We start from the raw sequence: 15,988 nt of genomic DNA, 5'->3' as shown, positions 1-15,988 counted from the left end.
GATGACCGATAGCAGCAGCCCCGACCTGATCAACACCACACGCCTCGCCAACGGCCTGACCATCGTCACGGAGCGGATGGACCGGGTCGAGACCGTCTCGCTCGGCGCCTATGTGGCGAGCGGCACGCGCAACGAGCTGGCCACCGAGAACGGCGTCTCGCACTTCCTCGAGCACATGGCGTTCAAGGGCACCGAGCGACGGTCGGCGGCACAGATCGCCGAGGAGGTCGAGAATGTCGGGGGCCACATCAACGCTTACACCGCCCGCGAGCAGACCGCCTATTACGTCAAGCTGCTGAAGGAGGACCTCGCCCTCGGCGCCGACATCATCGGCGACATCCTGACCCATAGCAGCTTCGAGGCCTCGGAGCTGGAGCGCGAGCGCGGCGTGATCCTGCAGGAGATCGGCCAGGCGAACGACACGCCGGACGACATCGTGTTCGACCATTTCCAGGAAACCGCGTTCCCCGAGCAGCCGATGGGCCGCCCGACGCTCGGCACCGAGCCTCTGATCAAGGCGATGAAGCGCAACACCCTGACCGACTACATGCGCGCCCACTACACCACCGGCAACGTGGTGATCGCCGCCGCCGGCAACCTGCATCACGAGCAGGTGGTGGAGCTGGCGAAGCAGCATTTCGCCGACCTGCCGAGTGCTGCCCTGGAGAAGCCGGAGCCGGGCCGCTACCAGGGTGGCGAGTTCCGCCGGCAGAAGGAGCTCGACCAGGTGCATGTCGTGCTGGGCTTCCCGTCGGTGGGCTACGGCGATCGCGACTATTACGGCACGCTGCTGCTCTCGACGCTGCTCGGCGGCGGCATGTCCTCGCGGCTGTTCCAGGAGATCCGCGAGAAGCGCGGGCTGGTCTATTCGATCTACTCGTTCAACGCGCCGTTCCTGGATGGCGGGCTGTTCGGCATCTATGCCGGCACCGGCGAGGACGAGGCCAAGGAGCTGGTGCCGGTCACCCTGGAGGAGCTGCGCAAGGTGCAGCTGTCCTCCGGCCCCGACATCGTGCGCCAGGACGAGCTCGACCGGGCGCGTGCGCAGCTGAAGTCGAGCCTGCTGATGTCGCTGGAAAGCACCGGCAGCCGCTGCGAGCAGCTTGCTCGCCAGCTGCAGGTGTTCGGCCGCATCATCCCGACACAGGAGACCGTTGCCAAGATCAACGCGGTGACGCTGGACGACGTGCGTCGCGCCGCCGCCCGGGTGTTCCGCGGCGACCCGACGCTGACAGCACTCGGCCCGGTGACGCATATCCCGCGGCTCGGTGAGGTCGCGGAGCGGCTGGCGGCATGAGCGACGCCGGGATGAGCGATCCGGTCGGCCTGCTACAGGAGTTGGTGGCGCACGCCCGCCGTGCCGGTGCCGATGCGGCCGACGCCATCCTGGTGTCGGGCACGTCGCTCGGCGTTCAGGTCAGGCAGGGCCGCCAGGAGGAACTGGAGCGCTCGGAGCATAACGATATCGGCCTGCGGGTGTTCTCGGGCACACGCAGCGCGATCGTCTCGACCACCAGCACCGATCCGTCCGGGTTCGAGCGGCTGGTCACCCAGGCGCTGGCGATGGCCAGGGTGGTTCCGGAGGACCGGTTCGCCGGGCTGTGCGAGCGGGCCGAGCATGGCTTCGTCGGCGCCGATGGGCTCGATCTTGCCGATGCATCCGAGCCCGACATCGCCGTGCTGGCCGAGCGCGCGCAACAGGCGGAAGCCGCGGCCTTGGCGATCGCGGGCGTGACCAACAGCCAGGGCGGATCCGCGGGCTTCGGCCGCACCAAGATCGCGCTCGCGACATCCGCCGGCTTCTCCGGCAGTTATGCGCGCACCAGTCACTCGGTGTCCGCCAGCGTGCTCGCCGGCAGCGGCACCTCGATGCAGCGCGACTACGACTACCACTCGGTGGTGCATCTGGCCGAGCTCGACGACCCCGCCGAGATCGGCCGCCATGCCGGCGAACGTGCCGTGGCCCGCATGAACCCGGTCAAGCCGCGCACCGGCCGGATGCCGGTGGTGTATGATCCGCGTGTGTCGGGCAGCCTGCTTGGCCATCTCGCCGGCGCCATCAACGGTGCGTCGGTGGCGCGCGGCACCTCGTTCCTGAAGGAGCGCATGGGCACCCGCATCCTGCCACCGGGCATCCGCGTGCTGGACGATCCGACCCGCCATCGCGGCCTGCGTTCGAAGCCGTTCGACGGCGAGGGCGTGCCGACCGCGCCGCTGGTGCTGGTCGAGGATGGCGAGCTGCGCAGCTGGGTGCTGGACGGCCGCAGCGGTCGACAGCTCGGGCTGGCCAGCACCGGCCATGCCTCGCGCGGTCCGTCATCGCCGCCCTCCCCCTCCACCAGCAACCTCTATTTGACCGGTGGCACCGTCGGCCCGGATGCGCTGATCGCCGACATCGCGGAGGGGATCTATGTCAACGAGATGATGGGCTCGGCGATCAACGGCCTGACCGGCGATTACAGCCGGGGTGCTGCGGGCTTCATGATCCGCAACGGCGCGCTCGCCGAGCCGATCGCGGAACTCACCGTAGCAGGCAACCTTGTCGAGATGTTCGCCCAGATGCAGCCCGCCAACGACCTCGTGTTCCGTCGCGGCACCGACGCCCCCACCATCCGCATCGACGGCATGATGATCGCCGGCGCCTGACCCACCTTCCCGTACCTCAAGCCGCACACCAGGACAGCACATCATGACAACGACCAGGGTCGTCTCCGGATCGGCCCGCCCGGACGCCTCGCGCAACCGCCCGCGCAGGAGATCGGCTGCGGCTCTCGCGGTGCTGCTGGCTGCCGGTCCGATCGCGGCGCCGGTGCTTGCCACGTCCATGCTCGTCAGCGTTTCCGCAGAGGCGCGGCCCGGCGGCGGCATGTCGATGGGCAGCCGCGGCTCGCGCACCTACATGGCACCGCCCTCGACCGCCACTAATCCAGGCGGCGCGTCGCCGTTCTCTCGAAGCCTGACGCCCCAGAATGGCAGCCAGAACGGCTATGGCCAGAACGGCTATGGCCAGTCCGGCTATGGCGGCATGCGGTCGCATCCACTCGGCGCCGGGCTGATGGGCGGCCTGATCGGGTTCGGCCTCGGCGGCCTGCTGCTCGGTCACGGCTTCTTCGGTGGCGGCTACGGCGGCGGGTTCGGCGGCGGCAGCCTGCTCGGGCTGCTGATCCAGATCGCCATCATCGCCTTCATCGTCCGGTGGCTGTTCCGCCGCTTCGGGGCGAGCCGCATGGCCGGCGCATCCGGCGGTCCCGGCTATGGCGGCGGCATCGGCCCGGTGGGTGGAATGACCGGGAACGGCGCGCGGCCCGGCACGAACCTCGCGATCACGCCCACCGACTACCAGCAGTTCGAGCGCGCGTTGCTCGACATCCAGCAGGCCTGGTCGATGCAGGACCTGCGCAGCCTGTCGCGCTTCGCCACGCCGGAAATGGTCAGCTACTTCTCCGACCAGCTTTCGGATCTCTCGAGCCGCAACCTGCGCAACGTGGTGAGTGCGGTACGCATGGAGCAGGGCGACCTGTCCGAGGCCTGGAGCGAGGGCGGCCGCGAGTTCGCCACGGTGGCGATGCGGTATTCGCTGATCGATGTCACCACCGACCTCACCGGCCGCGTCGTGGATGGCAGTCCGAACGAGCGCCAGATGGTGACCGAGCTCTGGACCTTCGCACGCGCACGCGGCGGCAGCTGGGCGCTCTCGGCAATCCAGCAGGGTCGTTGAGGCTGCAGCGGATGCGATCGAAGCTCCTGGCCGGGATCTCCGTAGCCGCGGCGCTCGGAACGGGGGCGGTCCTGCTCGGAGCCCAGTCGCGGTCGGGTCCGACCATCACGCCGGCGGGCGTCATTCCGGAATACACGAAACAGGATGCAGCCTCGCAGCTGCAGGCGGCAGCGGATGTCGCGATCGCCAATCGCCTGCCGCTGCTGATCGACAAGGTCTATTACACCACCGGAACGCTCGACGTGTCGGCGGCTGCCGGCAGCGCCTTCGTCATGAAGAGCGACGGCGGCGGCCAGATCCTGATCGCCAGTGGTCAGGACATGGTCCGATACGATCCGACCGTGCCGGCTCTCGGCAAGATCGTCATCAGCGACCTGTCGGTGCGCAATGTCGGGCCGGCCAACACGGGCAGCGTGCTGACCGTCGACTGCACGCGCGCCAACGTGTTCTGCACGATGGGCACCTCCACGATCCGCGACGTCTATGCCGACAATGTCGGTCGCCTGGCCAGTTTCCGCGGCGTCGGCTCGTTCCACGTCGTCGATAACTGGCTGGTGCGGCCCAACAACAGCGCCGCCGTGCACGAGGATTTCGTCGATCTCGACGGCGGCACCAGCCCGGCCGACAGGAGCTGCAACGCCGGCATCTATATCGACGGCAACACCGTGATCGGCGGCGCGCTGTCGCGAGTGAACGGCTGCGCGCAGGGCATCCGCTGGCGGGACAACAATCTGGGCGCCGGCTACAAGGGCATCTACCAGACCAACCCGTACTACGTGGAACAGCTGCAGATCATCCACAACTCGATGGAGGCATGGGGTGGCGGCGTGCTGATCCCGCAATCCGCCTTCGACCAGATCGAGCAGAACGCCTTCAACGAGGGCCCGGTCGGCTCCTACGCGGATTGGCACGCGATGGTCATCGGCACCGCGCACACGGCCAACGCGGACGAGATCGTCGACCACAACAACGTCTTCGGCTTCAACGGCGCCGTGACCGACACGCCGATCATTGCCAATATCGGCAATGGCGGCACCTTCGACGGCAATGTCGTCGGCGGGGTCATCGGCTCGCGCACGCATATCTGCATGCAGGTCGGCACCGACGATAGCGGCAATACCAAGCGCAACACCCTGAAGACGCCACCCTTGACGGTGATCGGCAACTCCGCCTGGGTCTGCGGCTCGATCAGTGCGCTGGGAACCGCGCCGTTCATCGCGCAGGGCAACCAGTACAATCTCGATGACGGCAAGCTCGCCTCGTTCAAGCGCGACTGAGAGCGCATCCGGACGCGTGTCGACGGAGCGCGCGCCTGGTCGCTACGGCAGGCCTTCGGCATTGTCGGCCTGGCGTGTGTCGAGCCTGCCGCCCGGCGCAAGTCCGGCCGCCACGGTCCGCGGCGCTGCACCCGGCGGCTTCATGCTCGACAGCTTTACCGGCGCGCTCACCCGCACCACCGCAGTCGCCTGGCTCCGGCTGGCCAGGACGGCAGGCTGCTTCTGGACCGCCGGCGGCAGCGCCTGGGCGGCGAGCCATTCGGCAAAGCGCTGGTTGATCGCCGTCGCCTCGCCCGGATCGGACGGCGCCGCATCGGGCTCCGAACTGTCGATGACGATCACCTTGTCCCCGGCCAGCCTGGTCGTCGCCCGGTCCTTGGGCAGCAGCGCGGCGATCGCGCGGTCCTGCGAGGCCAACTGCACGAGCTGCATGTCGATCAGCCCCGAGCGATCCAGGAACTGGTTGAACGCGGCCGGGATGCGGATGCAGGCCTCCGAATCAGGTCGCCCCAGTCGAGCCTCGAGGAAGGTCGGGTCGGTCGCGTGCATCTCGAGACGCACGGCGGTAAGTGCTGCCGGCTTGCGCCAGTCCTCCGTGGTCTGCCAGCCGAGGTCCCAGACCCGCATGCCCTTGAGCCCGTTGCCGCGGATATGGTGCTCGTTGAAGGTGCCCTGGGCCCGGTAGCCCAGGATCGATGGCGTGTTGGTGAACACGCCGACCGGCGTCTTGAAGTGCTCCAGCCGCCCGGGCTTGCCGGTACTGACCCGGACCGCACCGATCACCTGCCAGGGTGCCGCGCCCGGCAACGCCAGGATCACCCAGAGCCGCTGCACCGCAGGCGAGCGATCCACCAGCAGCAGCGTCTGCGGCCGGTCGATCGCCTGGCCGGACCGCTCCAGCAGGCGTGCAGCCAGCCGGAAGCTGGCCGCCTGGACCTCAGGGTCCACCCGGGCCAGAGAATGGCCGACGGCGAGATGCATCTGCAGCGTCAGCAGCCGTGCCGCGTCGACCGTCTCCGCGGCGCTCAGTATTGGCGGCGGCGGCGGCGGCGGCGGCAACGGCGACGAAGCGGCTGTCCCGGCGACGGCAAGCGGCAGCGGCGATGACAGGGCTTGCGAGGATGCCGCAGCAGGCACCGCGACACCGATAAGCCCGGCCTGCAGAACCAGGAATTGGAGCCGGGAGCGATGGATGCCGAAGCAGCATCGAGCCATCGTCGCACCCCTCCCCCGTCATGCCGTGCTGGCCCCGCCGGCGAGGCCCATTTTCGGTGTCCATCGTGCCTCATCGCGGGCACGTCGGACAAGTCTGTCAACCGCAAGTTGAACGCCGGCACTCGATGTGCGGTACGAATGCCGGCGGCGGCGGCGTCGTGCGAAATAGCGCTCGCAGCGGCGGACCTTCCGGCTGATCATCGGCCCGAACCGAGCAGGAGCATCGCGCATGCCGATCCGTGCAATCAGTGTCGTTGACGGAATGCCGGCGCCGGCTGTCGGGGGTAGCCGCCCTGCCGATCGTCCGGCGCGCCGCCTGACCGGGACCGCCTAGGATGTCGCCGAAACAGCGTTGGGGCGTGGCGGTGGCCATCGTCATCGGCGTCGCGTTCTCCGTGCTGCTGATGATGCGGGCGGCGGAGCTGATGGGAAGCGGCGTCCTGAGCTCCAGGTGACCGCACCAGCCTCGGCGATCGCTCCGGCCGGCATTTGGAAAACCGCCTGCCACCTGTAGAGAGGCGTGCTTCGATTTCGGCAGGACGGCATGGCGTACGCTCGAAACCTCTCCGCGCGACTACGCCACGCCTCGATGACACGGCGATCGCAACGCAGCGACCACGCCGACCGGCTGCCGCAGAGCTGGGTGCTCGGGCTGCTCGGCGCGGCGCTGCTGGCGCGGCTGCTGTTCATCGTGCTGGTGCCGTTCTTCATCCGGCCGGACGAGGTGTTCCAGTTCCTCGAGCCGGCGCATCGGCTGGTCACCGGCCAGGGCGCCGTCACCTGGGAGTGGCACGCCCACATCCGCTCGTGGCTGCTGCCGGGGGTGATCGCGCCGATCCTGTGGGTCAGTGCGGCACTCGGCTTCGGCCATTCGATCGAGGCGGTGCAGTCGGTGCTGGCGGTAGCCTCGCTCGGGCTGGTGTATGCGGCGATCCGCTTCGGCGAGACCTTCGGCGGCCGCCCGGGCGGGTTATTCTGCGGCGTGCTGATGGCGTTCTGGCCGGACCCGATGCTGTTCGGAACCCACACCCTGTCGGAAATCCAGGGCGGCAACCTGCTCGACGTCGCGACCCTGGCCGGCACCATCCTGCTGGCCCGCGAGCGCGTGTCGTGGACGGCCTGGTTCGGCATCGGGCTGCTGCTCGGGCTGGCGATCATCCTGCGCTTCCACCTGATCCCCGGCGTGCTGCCGCTGCTCGCGTTCGCCGTGCTGCCCCCGGTTCGACAACACCGGACCCGCGCCGTTCCGATGCTGCTGCTCGGTCTGGCGCTGCCGGTGCTGGGCCAGGCGATCCTGGACGACCTGACGCTGGGTTCGCCGCTGCAGTCGATGTGGAAGAACTTCGACCTCAACATCGGCAAGGGCGCTGCCGCGACCTACGGGGTGATGTCGCCGCTGTTCTACCCGGCGCGGCTGTCGCAGCTGTGGGGCGCCTCGACGGTGCCGGTGCTGGTGTGCTTCGTGTTCGGCTTCCGGATCGCGCCGCTGCCGGCGATCACCGCCCTGGTGGTGATCGCCGCTCACAGCGCCGTCGGGCACAAGGAATTCAGCTTCATCTATGCCGCGCTGCCGCTGATGCTGATGGTCGCGGGGCTCGGTGCGACGCGCCTGCTGGCACGGTATGGGTGGACTGACCCGCGCTCCCGCACCATCGCCGCGTTCGTGATGCTCGCCTCCGGCCTGCTGACCACACTGAGCGGATACAAGCCGATCATCCGCGAAGGCTCGGATTTCGTTGGGCTGGCCCGGGATGCACGGTCGCGTCCGGACCTGTGCGGCGAGGCGCAGTATGTGGGGTCGAGCGAGTGGTGGGCCCTGGCGGGGGGCTACAGCGTGCTCGACCGCAACGTGCCGATCTATCTGATCCGCAGCCCCGCGGCGTTCGCGGAGTCGGCGCCCGGCTTCAACGTCGTGATCGCCAACAAGGCGCTGCTGCCGACACTGCCCACCGCCTACAGGCAGATCGAGTGCCTGCACGAGATGTGCCTGCTGCAGCGAGACGCGTCCTGCCGGCAGACGCCGATCAACCTGCTGGAGAGCGTGCCGGGTCTCGGGCTGCAGGCTCACCACTGAGCGGTGGCGATGCCGGTTCAGGCGGTGGGGGCGAGCACGTCCCGGGCCGAGATCCATGACCTGGCGCCGTACCGGTCGTTGTCGAGCGGCTTCAGCGTGCCGCGGCCGCTGGCCATGTCGCGCAGATACTGCATGCCCTGCCAGACCGGGAAGACCGCGTCGCTGCGTGGCGTGAGTGTCCGCAGCGTCCGGATGACCACGCCGAGCAGCGGGATCCCGCCGGCGCGCCAGAGCCCGAACGGCTGGCCGGTGAGGTCCGTCATGATCCCGGCGAGTTGGCGCGGGCTGACCGTCGAGCCGGCGATGCGCAGGATCCGCGGGGCCGCTTCATCGAGTGCCACCTCGGCGACATAGTCCGCGATGTCGTCCCTGTCGGTGAAGTCGAGCGGCTGGTCCGGACTGCCCCAGTAGAGGATCCGGCGGCGCTTGTGCAGGACGATCGGCGCCTGGCCGGTGAGCAGGTCCGCGAACGCACCGTTGAGCACCGAGGTGGCGCGGATCGGGGTGGCGTCGATGCGCGCCATGAAGCGGCGGCGCAGGTCGAGATTGCGGTTGTCGCCCGGGCGGGTGCGGGTGAAGTCGAGCGAATAGTCGGACGGGATGAACCGCGCCACACCGGCGGACACGGCCGCATCGAGCAGCCGCCCCTGCATGCCGAGGATCACCGGTTCCAGGCCGTTGAGCGCGGACACCACGCAGACGGCTCCGTCGCATGCCTGCGTTAGCGCCGCGACATCGTCGTAATCGACCTCGACCAGTGTCGCGCCGGCCGCTTCCAGGCGGGTGCGGATCGCCGCTGCGGTGCCCGGTCGCAGCAAAGCCCGGAACGCGATCTGGCGGCGGCCGAGGGCGGCGGCGATGCGTCCGCCGAGATCGCCGGTAGCGCCGGCCAGGATGATGATCGGGCCGGTCATGATTGGCGCTCCGTGTTGGCCGACCCCGACTGAACACCGGACGGCACCGGTCGTTCCGGTGCGGACGGCGCTGGTCGGGCAGAGGCGGCGGTTGCAGCTCGCCTCGTCGGCGGAACACGGTGTCGGTTCGTGAGGGCATCGAGGGTGAGTTGGGAGAAACGCCTGACGTCATCATCCTGAACGGCGTCGGCAGCGTCGGAAAAACGTCAGTTGCGCGGGCCTTGCAGGACATGACCGCAAGGACTTTCCTTCATGTCTCGATGGATGTCTTTGCCGCGATGTCGCCCGACCGCATGTTCGGCCATCCGTGGTCATCAGGACCGGACCGGCGATGGCGAAAACCATGCGCGGGATGCGTCACGCCATCGCTGCCCTGGCGGCGCAGGACACTGACCTGATCGTCGATGACGTCATGGTGGCGGCAGCGGAGGCCGACGATTATCGGGCTCCCCTGCCTCACGCGGAGCTCCGCTTCGTCGGACTGTTCGCGTCCCTCGACGTGCTCGAGGCGCGCGAGCCGGCCAGTGGCGCTCGGCACCCCGGCCTGGCCCGCTGGCAGTTCGACCGGGTTCATCGTGGTCAACGGCATGATCTGGAAATCGACACATCCCGCTCCACGCCGGCAGGTATCGCCGAGCGCATCCGGGACGCATCCGGGCCGTGAACGGCGCTGCCACGCCGGCGCTTGCGTCCTGGCCGATCTTCCCCGATATCGCCGCACGTGACTGACCGAATGGGCCCGATGCACGTGATCCAGCCGACCATCTGCCGCGGCGACATCCACCAGGCCGCCACGGGACTGCGGATGGCGGGCGCGTTGCTGTCCGCGTGTGTCTGGCTGCTGCCGGTGGCGGCGCATGCGGCTCCGTTGAACCCGCAGCAGACGCAGGCGATCGACGACAGCGTGCAGGAGTGGCTGGCCAGCACCGGCGCTCCGTCGGTGTCGATCGCCGTGGTCGAGGAGGGTGTGGTCGCGTACGCCAGGGCCTATGGCAAGGCGCGCCTGGATCCGGCCCGGATTGCCACCACCGACACCCGCTACGCGGTCGACAGCGTGTCGAAGGAGTTCACCGCCAGCGCCATCCTGATGTTGCAGCAGGCGGGCAAGCTGCAACTCGACGACCCGGTGTCCCGATTTCTCCCGACCCTTGGCGGTGCTCCTGTCGGCAGCGTCACCATCCGTCAGTTGCTGAGCCACACGGCCGGATTGCGCGACTACTGGCCGCAGGACTACGTGCCGTCGGAAATGATCCGACCCACGAGCACCACGGCGCTGCTCGATGAGTGGGCCAGGAAGCCGCTCGATTTCAAGCCAGGCACGGACTGGCAATATTCAAACACCGGCTATGTCGTGGCGGGTGCCATCGCCGAGAAACTGTCCGGCGAGGCGCTGGTGCCGTTCCTGCAGGCCCGCATCTTCCAGCCGCTGCACATGACGCACGTGGTCGAGGATGACACGGCGCCGCTGCCGCAATCCGACGCCGGCGCCTATACGCGCTATGGAATGGGCCCGGTCAGGTCGGCGACCAAGGAGGGCCGGGGCTGGCTGTTCGCGGCCAGCGAGCTGGCGATGACGGCGACCGATCTCGCCCGGTGGGATGTCAGCCTGATCGACCGCTCGTTGCTGAGCGGGGGGTCGTACGAGGCGCTCACCCGCACGGTGAAGCTCGCGAGTGGCAGCGACACCCACTATGGGCTGGGGGTCGAGGTGCAGGACGACCAGGGACGGCGCGAGATCAGCCATGACGGCGCCGGATCAGGATTCCTCGCCGCCAACGCGATCTGGCCAGGCGCGAAGGTGGCGGTGGTCGCGCTGACCAACAACGACTGGGCCAGCCCGTCGGCGGTGATCGACCGGGTGGCGTTCGTGGCGCTGCCTCCGACAGAAACGGAAGCACCTGCACGCAGCGTGTTCGACGACTTCCAGCATGGCCGGATCGATCGCGGCCGGTTCACCGAGAATGCGAACGCCTACCTGACGCCGGCCGTGCTGGCCGACCAGGCGGCGGGGCTTTCGGCGTTGGGTCCGTTGCGCCTGATGAAGCTCAGCCACTCGTCCAACCGCGGCGGCATGAGGATACTGGTCTGGTCGGTCACCACCACCCGGGCAAGAGTCACCGTCGTGGAGCGGACCCTCCCCGATGGCAGGATCGAGCAGTTCATGGTGACCGCGCCCGATTGATTATGCCGGGCAACGTTGCTGGACGGAGCGGCGACCTTTTGGCGCGGGAGTTATTCGGCGTGCAGGATCGAGCGCAGTCCCACCGATCTTTGCAACGCACACGTTCCGCAACGACCCCGATGCAGGGACGTCCGCACGAGGCGTCGCTCTCACCCCGGCTGCTCTGCCCGGCTCTGCCACATGGTACGGTATGCTGCCTCGAGCCCGCGCGTGAAGCCCGCCGCGTCGCACAGTGCGGACGCTGCCATGCGCGGCCGGAGACTGTGGCGCAAGCGAGCCAGATGCGCAGGATCAGCGGCAAGTTGCCGGGCGATCTGCACGTACTCCGCCTCGGACGCGGCGATCCAGTCGGTCAGATCGAGCGTCCGCAGGAACCCCGCGGTCTGCCGCGAGACCCCGGTCCGCCCGGGCATCGTGACGATCGGTACGCCCATCCAGAGCACCTCGCAGCTTGTGAGGCCGCCGGAGAACGGCCACGGATCGAGCGCGACGTCGATGTCGCCGTACTCCGCGAACATCGCCTGATGCGACGAGGCCGGGCGCAACTCGAGTCGGTCGCTCTCCAGCCCGGCCGCCGCGAAGGCATCGACCATCCGCATCCGCATGCGCGGGTCGGAGAGCGATGCCCATTTCAGCACCAGGCGGGAGCCGGGCACCGCGGCGAGGATTTCCGCCCAGACGCGCACGACGCCCGGTCCGAGCTTGGCCAGGTTGTTGAAGCTGCCGAAAGTCACCGGGGCGTCGGTCCGGGAGGGTGGTCCGGCGGGGTCGGGCGCGTATTCCGGAGCGACGTAGCAGAATCGGGATCCCGGCAGCCGGATGACCTGCTCGCTGTAGAGGTGATCCTCGTCCGGCTGGATTGTCTCTGCGTCCGAAAGGATGAAATCCATCCGCGACAGGCCGGTCGTTCCCCAATATCCGAGCCAGCTCACCTGCACCGGCGCCGGCCTGAGGGCAAACATCGGCAAACGATTCAGGCCCGTGTGGCCTGACAGATCGACCAGGATATCGATCCGGTCGGCCTGCACCAGCGCCGCCGCAGCAGCGTCCGGCAGCCCGACCAGACTGCGCCAGTGGTCGGACAGGGTCTGCAAATGCGCGGTCATGTCGTCGCCGCGCGGATGATTGCTGTAACAGAAAACCTCGACGACCCTGGAGTCGTGGCTGGCCAGAATGGGACGAAGAAAATGTCCCACCGGATGACTTGCGAAATCACCCGACACGTAGCCGATCCGCAGGCGACGGTCGGGGTCATCCGGTTTGTGCCAGACGTCATGGTGCACCGGATTTTCGAAGCGGCCCGCGAAATCACGCGCCTGATCAAGGAGCGACCGTGGGTCGATATCAGGCTGGTAGTGCGAGTTCACCAGGAGGTTGGAATACACCTCGGGGAGCTCAGGCCGCAGCCGGATCGCGGTTCTGTATGCGGTGATGGCGTCGACGTGACGTCCGAGATCGTTCAGCACATTGCCGAGGTTCGAGTATGCAGTTGCATGGGTTGGATTGATGCGTAGCGCCGTCTCGTATGCAACCAGTGCATCGTCGTAGCGGCCGTCGCTGCGAAGCATGGTGCCGAGATTGACGTGAGCTTCGGCAGATCCCGGGGCTAGTCTGATTGCGGTCTCACAGGCGGCAATCGCTGCGTCGAGGCGGCCGACTTCCTTCAGCGCGTTGGCCATGTTGGCGTGGGCCTGCGCGAAATCCGGCCTGATCTGCACGGCGGTTCGATAGGCCGTCGCAGCGTCGTCGTAGCGACCCATTTGGGCCAGGACGTTGCCAAGATTGTATCGGAAGTCGGCAGAGTCCGGCCTGATGCGAATCGCCGCGTTGCAGGCGGTGACGGCCTCGGTGAATCGTAGGAGATCCTTCAGCACGACGCCCAGGTTGGCCTGCGCCTCGGCAAAATCCGGCCGGATCCGGAGCGCATCCCGATACGCTCCCGCTGCCTCGTCCAGCCGACCTGAAATCCGGAAAGCGTTGCCAAGGTCGAAAGACACCGCGGCATGATCGGGCTCGAGCCGGAGTGCGGCCCTGTATGCGTCAATCGCTTCATCAGGGCGGCCGAGTTCCGCAAGGGCGTTGCCGAGGCCGTGGTGATACGCAGCGGCGCGCGGGCTGACCTCGATTGCCGAAGCGTAGAGCTTGGCGGCCAAGTCGCTGCGCCCGACTTGCAGAGAGAGTGCACCCAGCAAATGCAAGGCGTCGGCATGCCGCGGATCGATTGCGAGCACTTGGCCATAGAGGCTCTGTGCCTGATCGAATTGTCCGCTGCTGTGGTGTCGGACAGCACGCTCGAACACTTCACGGACGTGCGGCGACGACGCGGATCCGGCGACTGTCTGTCGCTCGGATCGTCTCTGCTTGCGGTTCACCGAACGAGCCGGTTGGGGTGCCGCCGCGGAAGTCGGCGCGATCCTGGTTCTCGAATGAGAGGCCGATCTTCATGTCGAGAGTACAAGTCCGTCGGTCCCGCCCCGGTATTACCGCATCCTTGGTAACAGGTGCTGAGGGCTTGATCGACCGCCAACTGCCAAGACGCGACGATCCGCACGAGACGGTCCGCTTGTTCTTCTAACCGGGATCGGGTTCGGGATCACTGGTTGCGGGGACAGGATTTGAACCTGTGACCTTCAGGTTATGAGCCTGACGAGCTACCGGGCTGCTCCACCCCGCGTGGGTGATGGTGTTGTGTGGTGTGTTGGAAGACCTGGCGGCGACCGACTTTCCCGCGTCTTAAGACGCAGTATCATAGGCGCTGGGGGTTTTCACGGCCGAGTTCGGGATGGGATCGGGTGGATCATTCCCCGCCATGGCCACCAGGTCGTCCAGCACACCCGGGTGAGCCGGTGTGTAGGACGTGTGGGGTTGGTGCGTGCGTTTGTATGTGTGTGTGGTGTCGTTGTGGTGTTGTGGATGATTTCTATGCATGTGGTTTTGGCTCGTTTGACGGAGCCGGATGTGGTTTGAGCCTATTGGGCGATTAGGACCAGTTAGCTGAGCGCATTACTGCGCGTATACATCTGGCCTATCAACGTGATGGTCTATCACGGCCCTCGGGGAGACCTGGTTTTGAGGTAAGTTTCTCGCTTAGATGCTTTCAGCGATTATCTCGTCCGCACGTAGCTACCCGGCCATGCCGCTGGCGCGACAACCGGTGCACCAGAGGTGCGTCCATCCCGGTCCTCTCGTACTAGGGACAGCTCCTCTCAAGTCTCCAACACCCACGGCAGATAGGGACCGAACTGTCTCACGACGTTCTAAACCCAGCTCACGTACCACTTTAATCGGCGAACAGCCGAACCCTTGGGACCTGCTCCAGCCCCAGGATGTGATGAGCCGACATCGAGGTGCCAAACCTCCCCGTCGATGTGGACTCTTGGGGGAGATCAGCCTGTTATCCCTAGAGTACCTTTTATCCGTTGAGCGATGGCCCTTCCACGCGGGACCACCGGATCACTATGGCCGACTTTCGTCTCTGCTCGAACTGTCGCTCTCGCAGTCAGGCGGGCTTATGCCATTGCACTCAGCAGCCGATGTCCGACCGGCCTGAGCCCACCATCGCGCGCCTCCGTTACACTTTGGGAGGCGACCGCCCCAGTCAAACTGCCCACCATGCAGGGTCCCGGACCGGGCTGACCGGTCGCGGTTAGACATCAGAAAAATTCAGGGTGGTATTTCAAGGATGGCTCCACCTGAGCTGGCGCCCCGGCTTCAAAGCCTCCCACCTATCCTACACAGCATTTTCCTGATGCCACTGCAAAGCTACAGTAAAGGTTCATAGGGTCTTTCCGTCTGACCGCGGGTACCCCGCATCTTCACGGGGAATTCAATTTCGCTGAGCCGATGCTGGAGACAGCGGGGAAGTCGTTACGCCATTCGTGCAGGTCGGAACTTACCCGACAAGGAATTTCGCTACCTTAGGACCGTTATAGTTACGGCCGCCGTTTACCGGGGCTTCAATTCAGTGCTTGCACACCTCCTCTTAACCTTCCGGCACCGGGCAGGCGTCAGACCCTATACGTCGTCTCTCGACTTCGCAGAGCCCTGTGTTTTTACTAAACAGTCGCTACCCCCTGGTCTGTGCCACCCACACATGGTTGCCCACCTATGGGTCTCGCTTATCCCGAAGTTACGCGAGCAATTTGCCTAGTTCCTTCAGCATCGTTCTCTCAAGCGCCTTGGTATACTCTACCAGTCCACCTGTGTCGGTTTAGGGTACGGTCTATACGCCAGAGCTATTTCCCGGAATGCTCAAAAAGCCCATCCAATCCGATAAGGACAGACAACATCTCGCATTCGTCACTTCTGGCAGGCTGGGGAATATTCACCCCATTCCCATCGACTACGGCTTTCGCCCTCGCCTTAGGAGCCGGCTCACCCTGCGCGGATTAACCTTGCGCAGGAACCCTTGGACTTTCGGCGACAGTGTTTCTCGCACTGTTTGTCGCTACTCATGTCAGCATTCGCACTTCCGATACCTCCAGGAGACATCACCATCTCCCTTCACAGGCCTACGGAACGCTCCGCTACCGCGCATACATCAAAGTATGCACCCACAGCTTCGGCACGTGGCTTGAGCCCCGTTACATCTTCGGCGCAGAGTTTCTA

Annotated in this window: 12 protein-coding genes, 1 tRNA gene, 2 rRNA genes and 1 pseudogene (1 of these 16 running past the window's edge); 8 read left to right on the top strand and 8 right to left on the bottom strand. The window is 66.6% G+C overall.

Annotation, left to right across the window (positions count from 1 at the left end):
- Position 1: 1 nt before the first annotated feature.
- From ACOEQ2_RS14465 to ACOEQ2_RS14450, 4 genes are read left to right on the top strand one after another with little or no spacing between them, the layout of a single operon-like run.
- Entirely contained in the window at positions 2-1,297 is a 1,296-nt protein-coding gene (locus tag ACOEQ2_RS14465; protein ID WP_419728663.1) for a M16 family metallopeptidase, read from the top strand.
- On the top strand, positions 1,294-2,646 hold the full coding sequence (locus tag ACOEQ2_RS14460) for a TldD/PmbA family protein (RefSeq protein WP_419728662.1): 1,353 nt from the start codon (positions 1,294-1,296) through the stop codon (positions 2,644-2,646). Before ACOEQ2_RS14465 ends, ACOEQ2_RS14460 begins: the two co-directional genes overlap by 4 nt.
- 43 nt (positions 2,647-2,689) lie before the next feature.
- Positions 2,690-3,718, top strand: a complete 1,029-nt coding sequence (locus ACOEQ2_RS14455; protein WP_419728661.1) for a Tim44 domain-containing protein — start codon at positions 2,690-2,692, stop codon at positions 3,716-3,718.
- 11 nt (positions 3,719-3,729) lie between these two features.
- Entirely contained in the window at positions 3,730-4,995 is a 1,266-nt protein-coding gene (locus tag ACOEQ2_RS14450; protein ID WP_419728660.1) for a hypothetical protein, read from the top strand.
- A 42-nt stretch (positions 4,996-5,037) separates the two neighbouring features.
- Here ACOEQ2_RS14450 and ACOEQ2_RS14445 read toward each other — a convergent pair whose 3' ends face one another.
- On the bottom strand, positions 5,038-6,210 hold the full coding sequence (locus ACOEQ2_RS14445; RefSeq protein ID WP_419728659.1) for a L,D-transpeptidase: 1,173 nt from the start codon (positions 6,208-6,210) through the stop codon (positions 5,038-5,040).
- Between the two features lie 544 nt (positions 6,211-6,754).
- Between ACOEQ2_RS14445 and ACOEQ2_RS14440 the strand changes: the two genes are divergently transcribed.
- Positions 6,755-8,284 (top strand): glycosyltransferase family 39 protein, encoded by a 1,530-nt coding sequence (locus tag ACOEQ2_RS14440; protein ID WP_419728658.1) that lies wholly within the window; start codon positions 6,755-6,757, stop codon positions 8,282-8,284.
- A gap of 17 nt (positions 8,285-8,301) precedes the next feature.
- Here the strand turns inward: ACOEQ2_RS14440 and ACOEQ2_RS14435 are convergent, their stop codons facing one another.
- Positions 8,302-9,198, bottom strand: coding sequence for an NmrA family NAD(P)-binding protein (locus tag ACOEQ2_RS14435; RefSeq protein ID WP_419728657.1), 897 nt, complete (start codon positions 9,196-9,198; stop codon positions 8,302-8,304).
- A 119-nt stretch (positions 9,199-9,317) separates the two neighbouring features.
- Between ACOEQ2_RS14435 and ACOEQ2_RS14430 the strand changes: the two genes are divergently transcribed.
- From ACOEQ2_RS14430 to ACOEQ2_RS14420, 3 genes are read left to right on the top strand one after another with little or no spacing between them, the layout of a single operon-like run.
- On the top strand, positions 9,318-9,596 hold the full coding sequence (locus ACOEQ2_RS14430) for a phosphotransferase-like protein (RefSeq protein ID WP_419728656.1): 279 nt from the start codon (positions 9,318-9,320) through the stop codon (positions 9,594-9,596).
- Positions 9,530-9,862: a phosphotransferase-like protein gene (locus tag ACOEQ2_RS14425; protein WP_419728655.1), complete on the top strand. Its 333-nt coding sequence runs from the start codon at positions 9,530-9,532 to the stop codon at positions 9,860-9,862. Before ACOEQ2_RS14430 ends, ACOEQ2_RS14425 begins: the two co-directional genes overlap by 67 nt.
- 57 nt (positions 9,863-9,919) lie before the next feature.
- A complete protein-coding gene (locus ACOEQ2_RS14420; protein WP_419728654.1) occupies positions 9,920-11,380 on the top strand; it encodes a serine hydrolase domain-containing protein in 1,461 nt (486 codons plus the stop codon).
- Between the two features lie 149 nt (positions 11,381-11,529).
- Here the strand turns inward: ACOEQ2_RS14420 and ACOEQ2_RS14415 are convergent, their stop codons facing one another.
- From ACOEQ2_RS14415 to ACOEQ2_RS14390, 6 genes and pseudogenes are all read right to left on the bottom strand, one after another.
- Entirely contained in the window at positions 11,530-13,533 is a 2,004-nt protein-coding gene (locus ACOEQ2_RS14415; RefSeq protein WP_419731235.1) for a tetratricopeptide repeat protein, read from the bottom strand.
- Positions 13,534-13,611: pseudogene (locus ACOEQ2_RS14410) on the bottom strand (hypothetical protein); the annotation flags it as partial.
- Between the two features lie 70 nt (positions 13,612-13,681).
- Complete coding sequence (locus ACOEQ2_RS14405; RefSeq protein ID WP_419728653.1) at positions 13,682-13,825, bottom strand: hypothetical protein; 144 nt, start codon at positions 13,823-13,825, stop codon at positions 13,682-13,684.
- A gap of 152 nt (positions 13,826-13,977) precedes the next feature.
- Positions 13,978-14,054, bottom strand: a tRNA-Met gene (locus ACOEQ2_RS14400).
- Between the two features lie 31 nt (positions 14,055-14,085).
- Positions 14,086-14,201, bottom strand: a 5S ribosomal RNA gene (gene rrf / locus ACOEQ2_RS14395).
- Positions 14,202-14,339: 138 nt separating this feature from the next.
- Positions 14,340-15,988, bottom strand: a 23S ribosomal RNA gene (locus ACOEQ2_RS14390) (it continues 1,094 nt past the right edge of the window).

Source organism: Lichenicola sp. (assembly GCF_965198575.1).
GTDB lineage: Bacteria > Pseudomonadota > Alphaproteobacteria > Acetobacterales > Acetobacteraceae > Lichenicola.
Note: the sequence above shows the minus strand (reverse complement) of the source record. Positions and strands in the feature narration are given on the sequence as shown.

Bases quoted from the DNA above. Each gene is read 5' to 3' on its own strand.
- ACOEQ2_RS14445 (WP_419728659.1), bottom strand. From the start codon at position 6,210: ATGGCTCGATGCTGCTTCGGCATCCATCGCTCCCGGCTCCAATTCCTG.
- ACOEQ2_RS14435 (WP_419728657.1), bottom strand. From the start codon at position 9,198: ATGACCGGCCCGATCATCATCCTGGCCGGCGCTACCGGCGATCTCGGC.
- ACOEQ2_RS14450 (WP_419728660.1), top strand. From the start codon at position 3,730: ATGCGATCGAAGCTCCTGGCCGGGATCTCCGTAGCCGCGGCGCTCGGA.
- ACOEQ2_RS14460 (WP_419728662.1), top strand. From the start codon at position 1,294: ATGAGCGACGCCGGGATGAGCGATCCGGTCGGCCTGCTACAGGAGTTG.
- ACOEQ2_RS14405 (WP_419728653.1), bottom strand. From the start codon at position 13,825: ATGAAGATCGGCCTCTCATTCGAGAACCAGGATCGCGCCGACTTCCGC.
- ACOEQ2_RS14465 (WP_419728663.1), top strand. From the start codon at position 2: ATGACCGATAGCAGCAGCCCCGACCTGATCAACACCACACGCCTCGCC.
- ACOEQ2_RS14440 (WP_419728658.1), top strand. From the start codon at position 6,755: ATGGCGTACGCTCGAAACCTCTCCGCGCGACTACGCCACGCCTCGATG.
- ACOEQ2_RS14425 (WP_419728655.1), top strand. From the start codon at position 9,530: ATGGCGAAAACCATGCGCGGGATGCGTCACGCCATCGCTGCCCTGGCG.
- ACOEQ2_RS14455 (WP_419728661.1), top strand. From the start codon at position 2,690: ATGACAACGACCAGGGTCGTCTCCGGATCGGCCCGCCCGGACGCCTCG.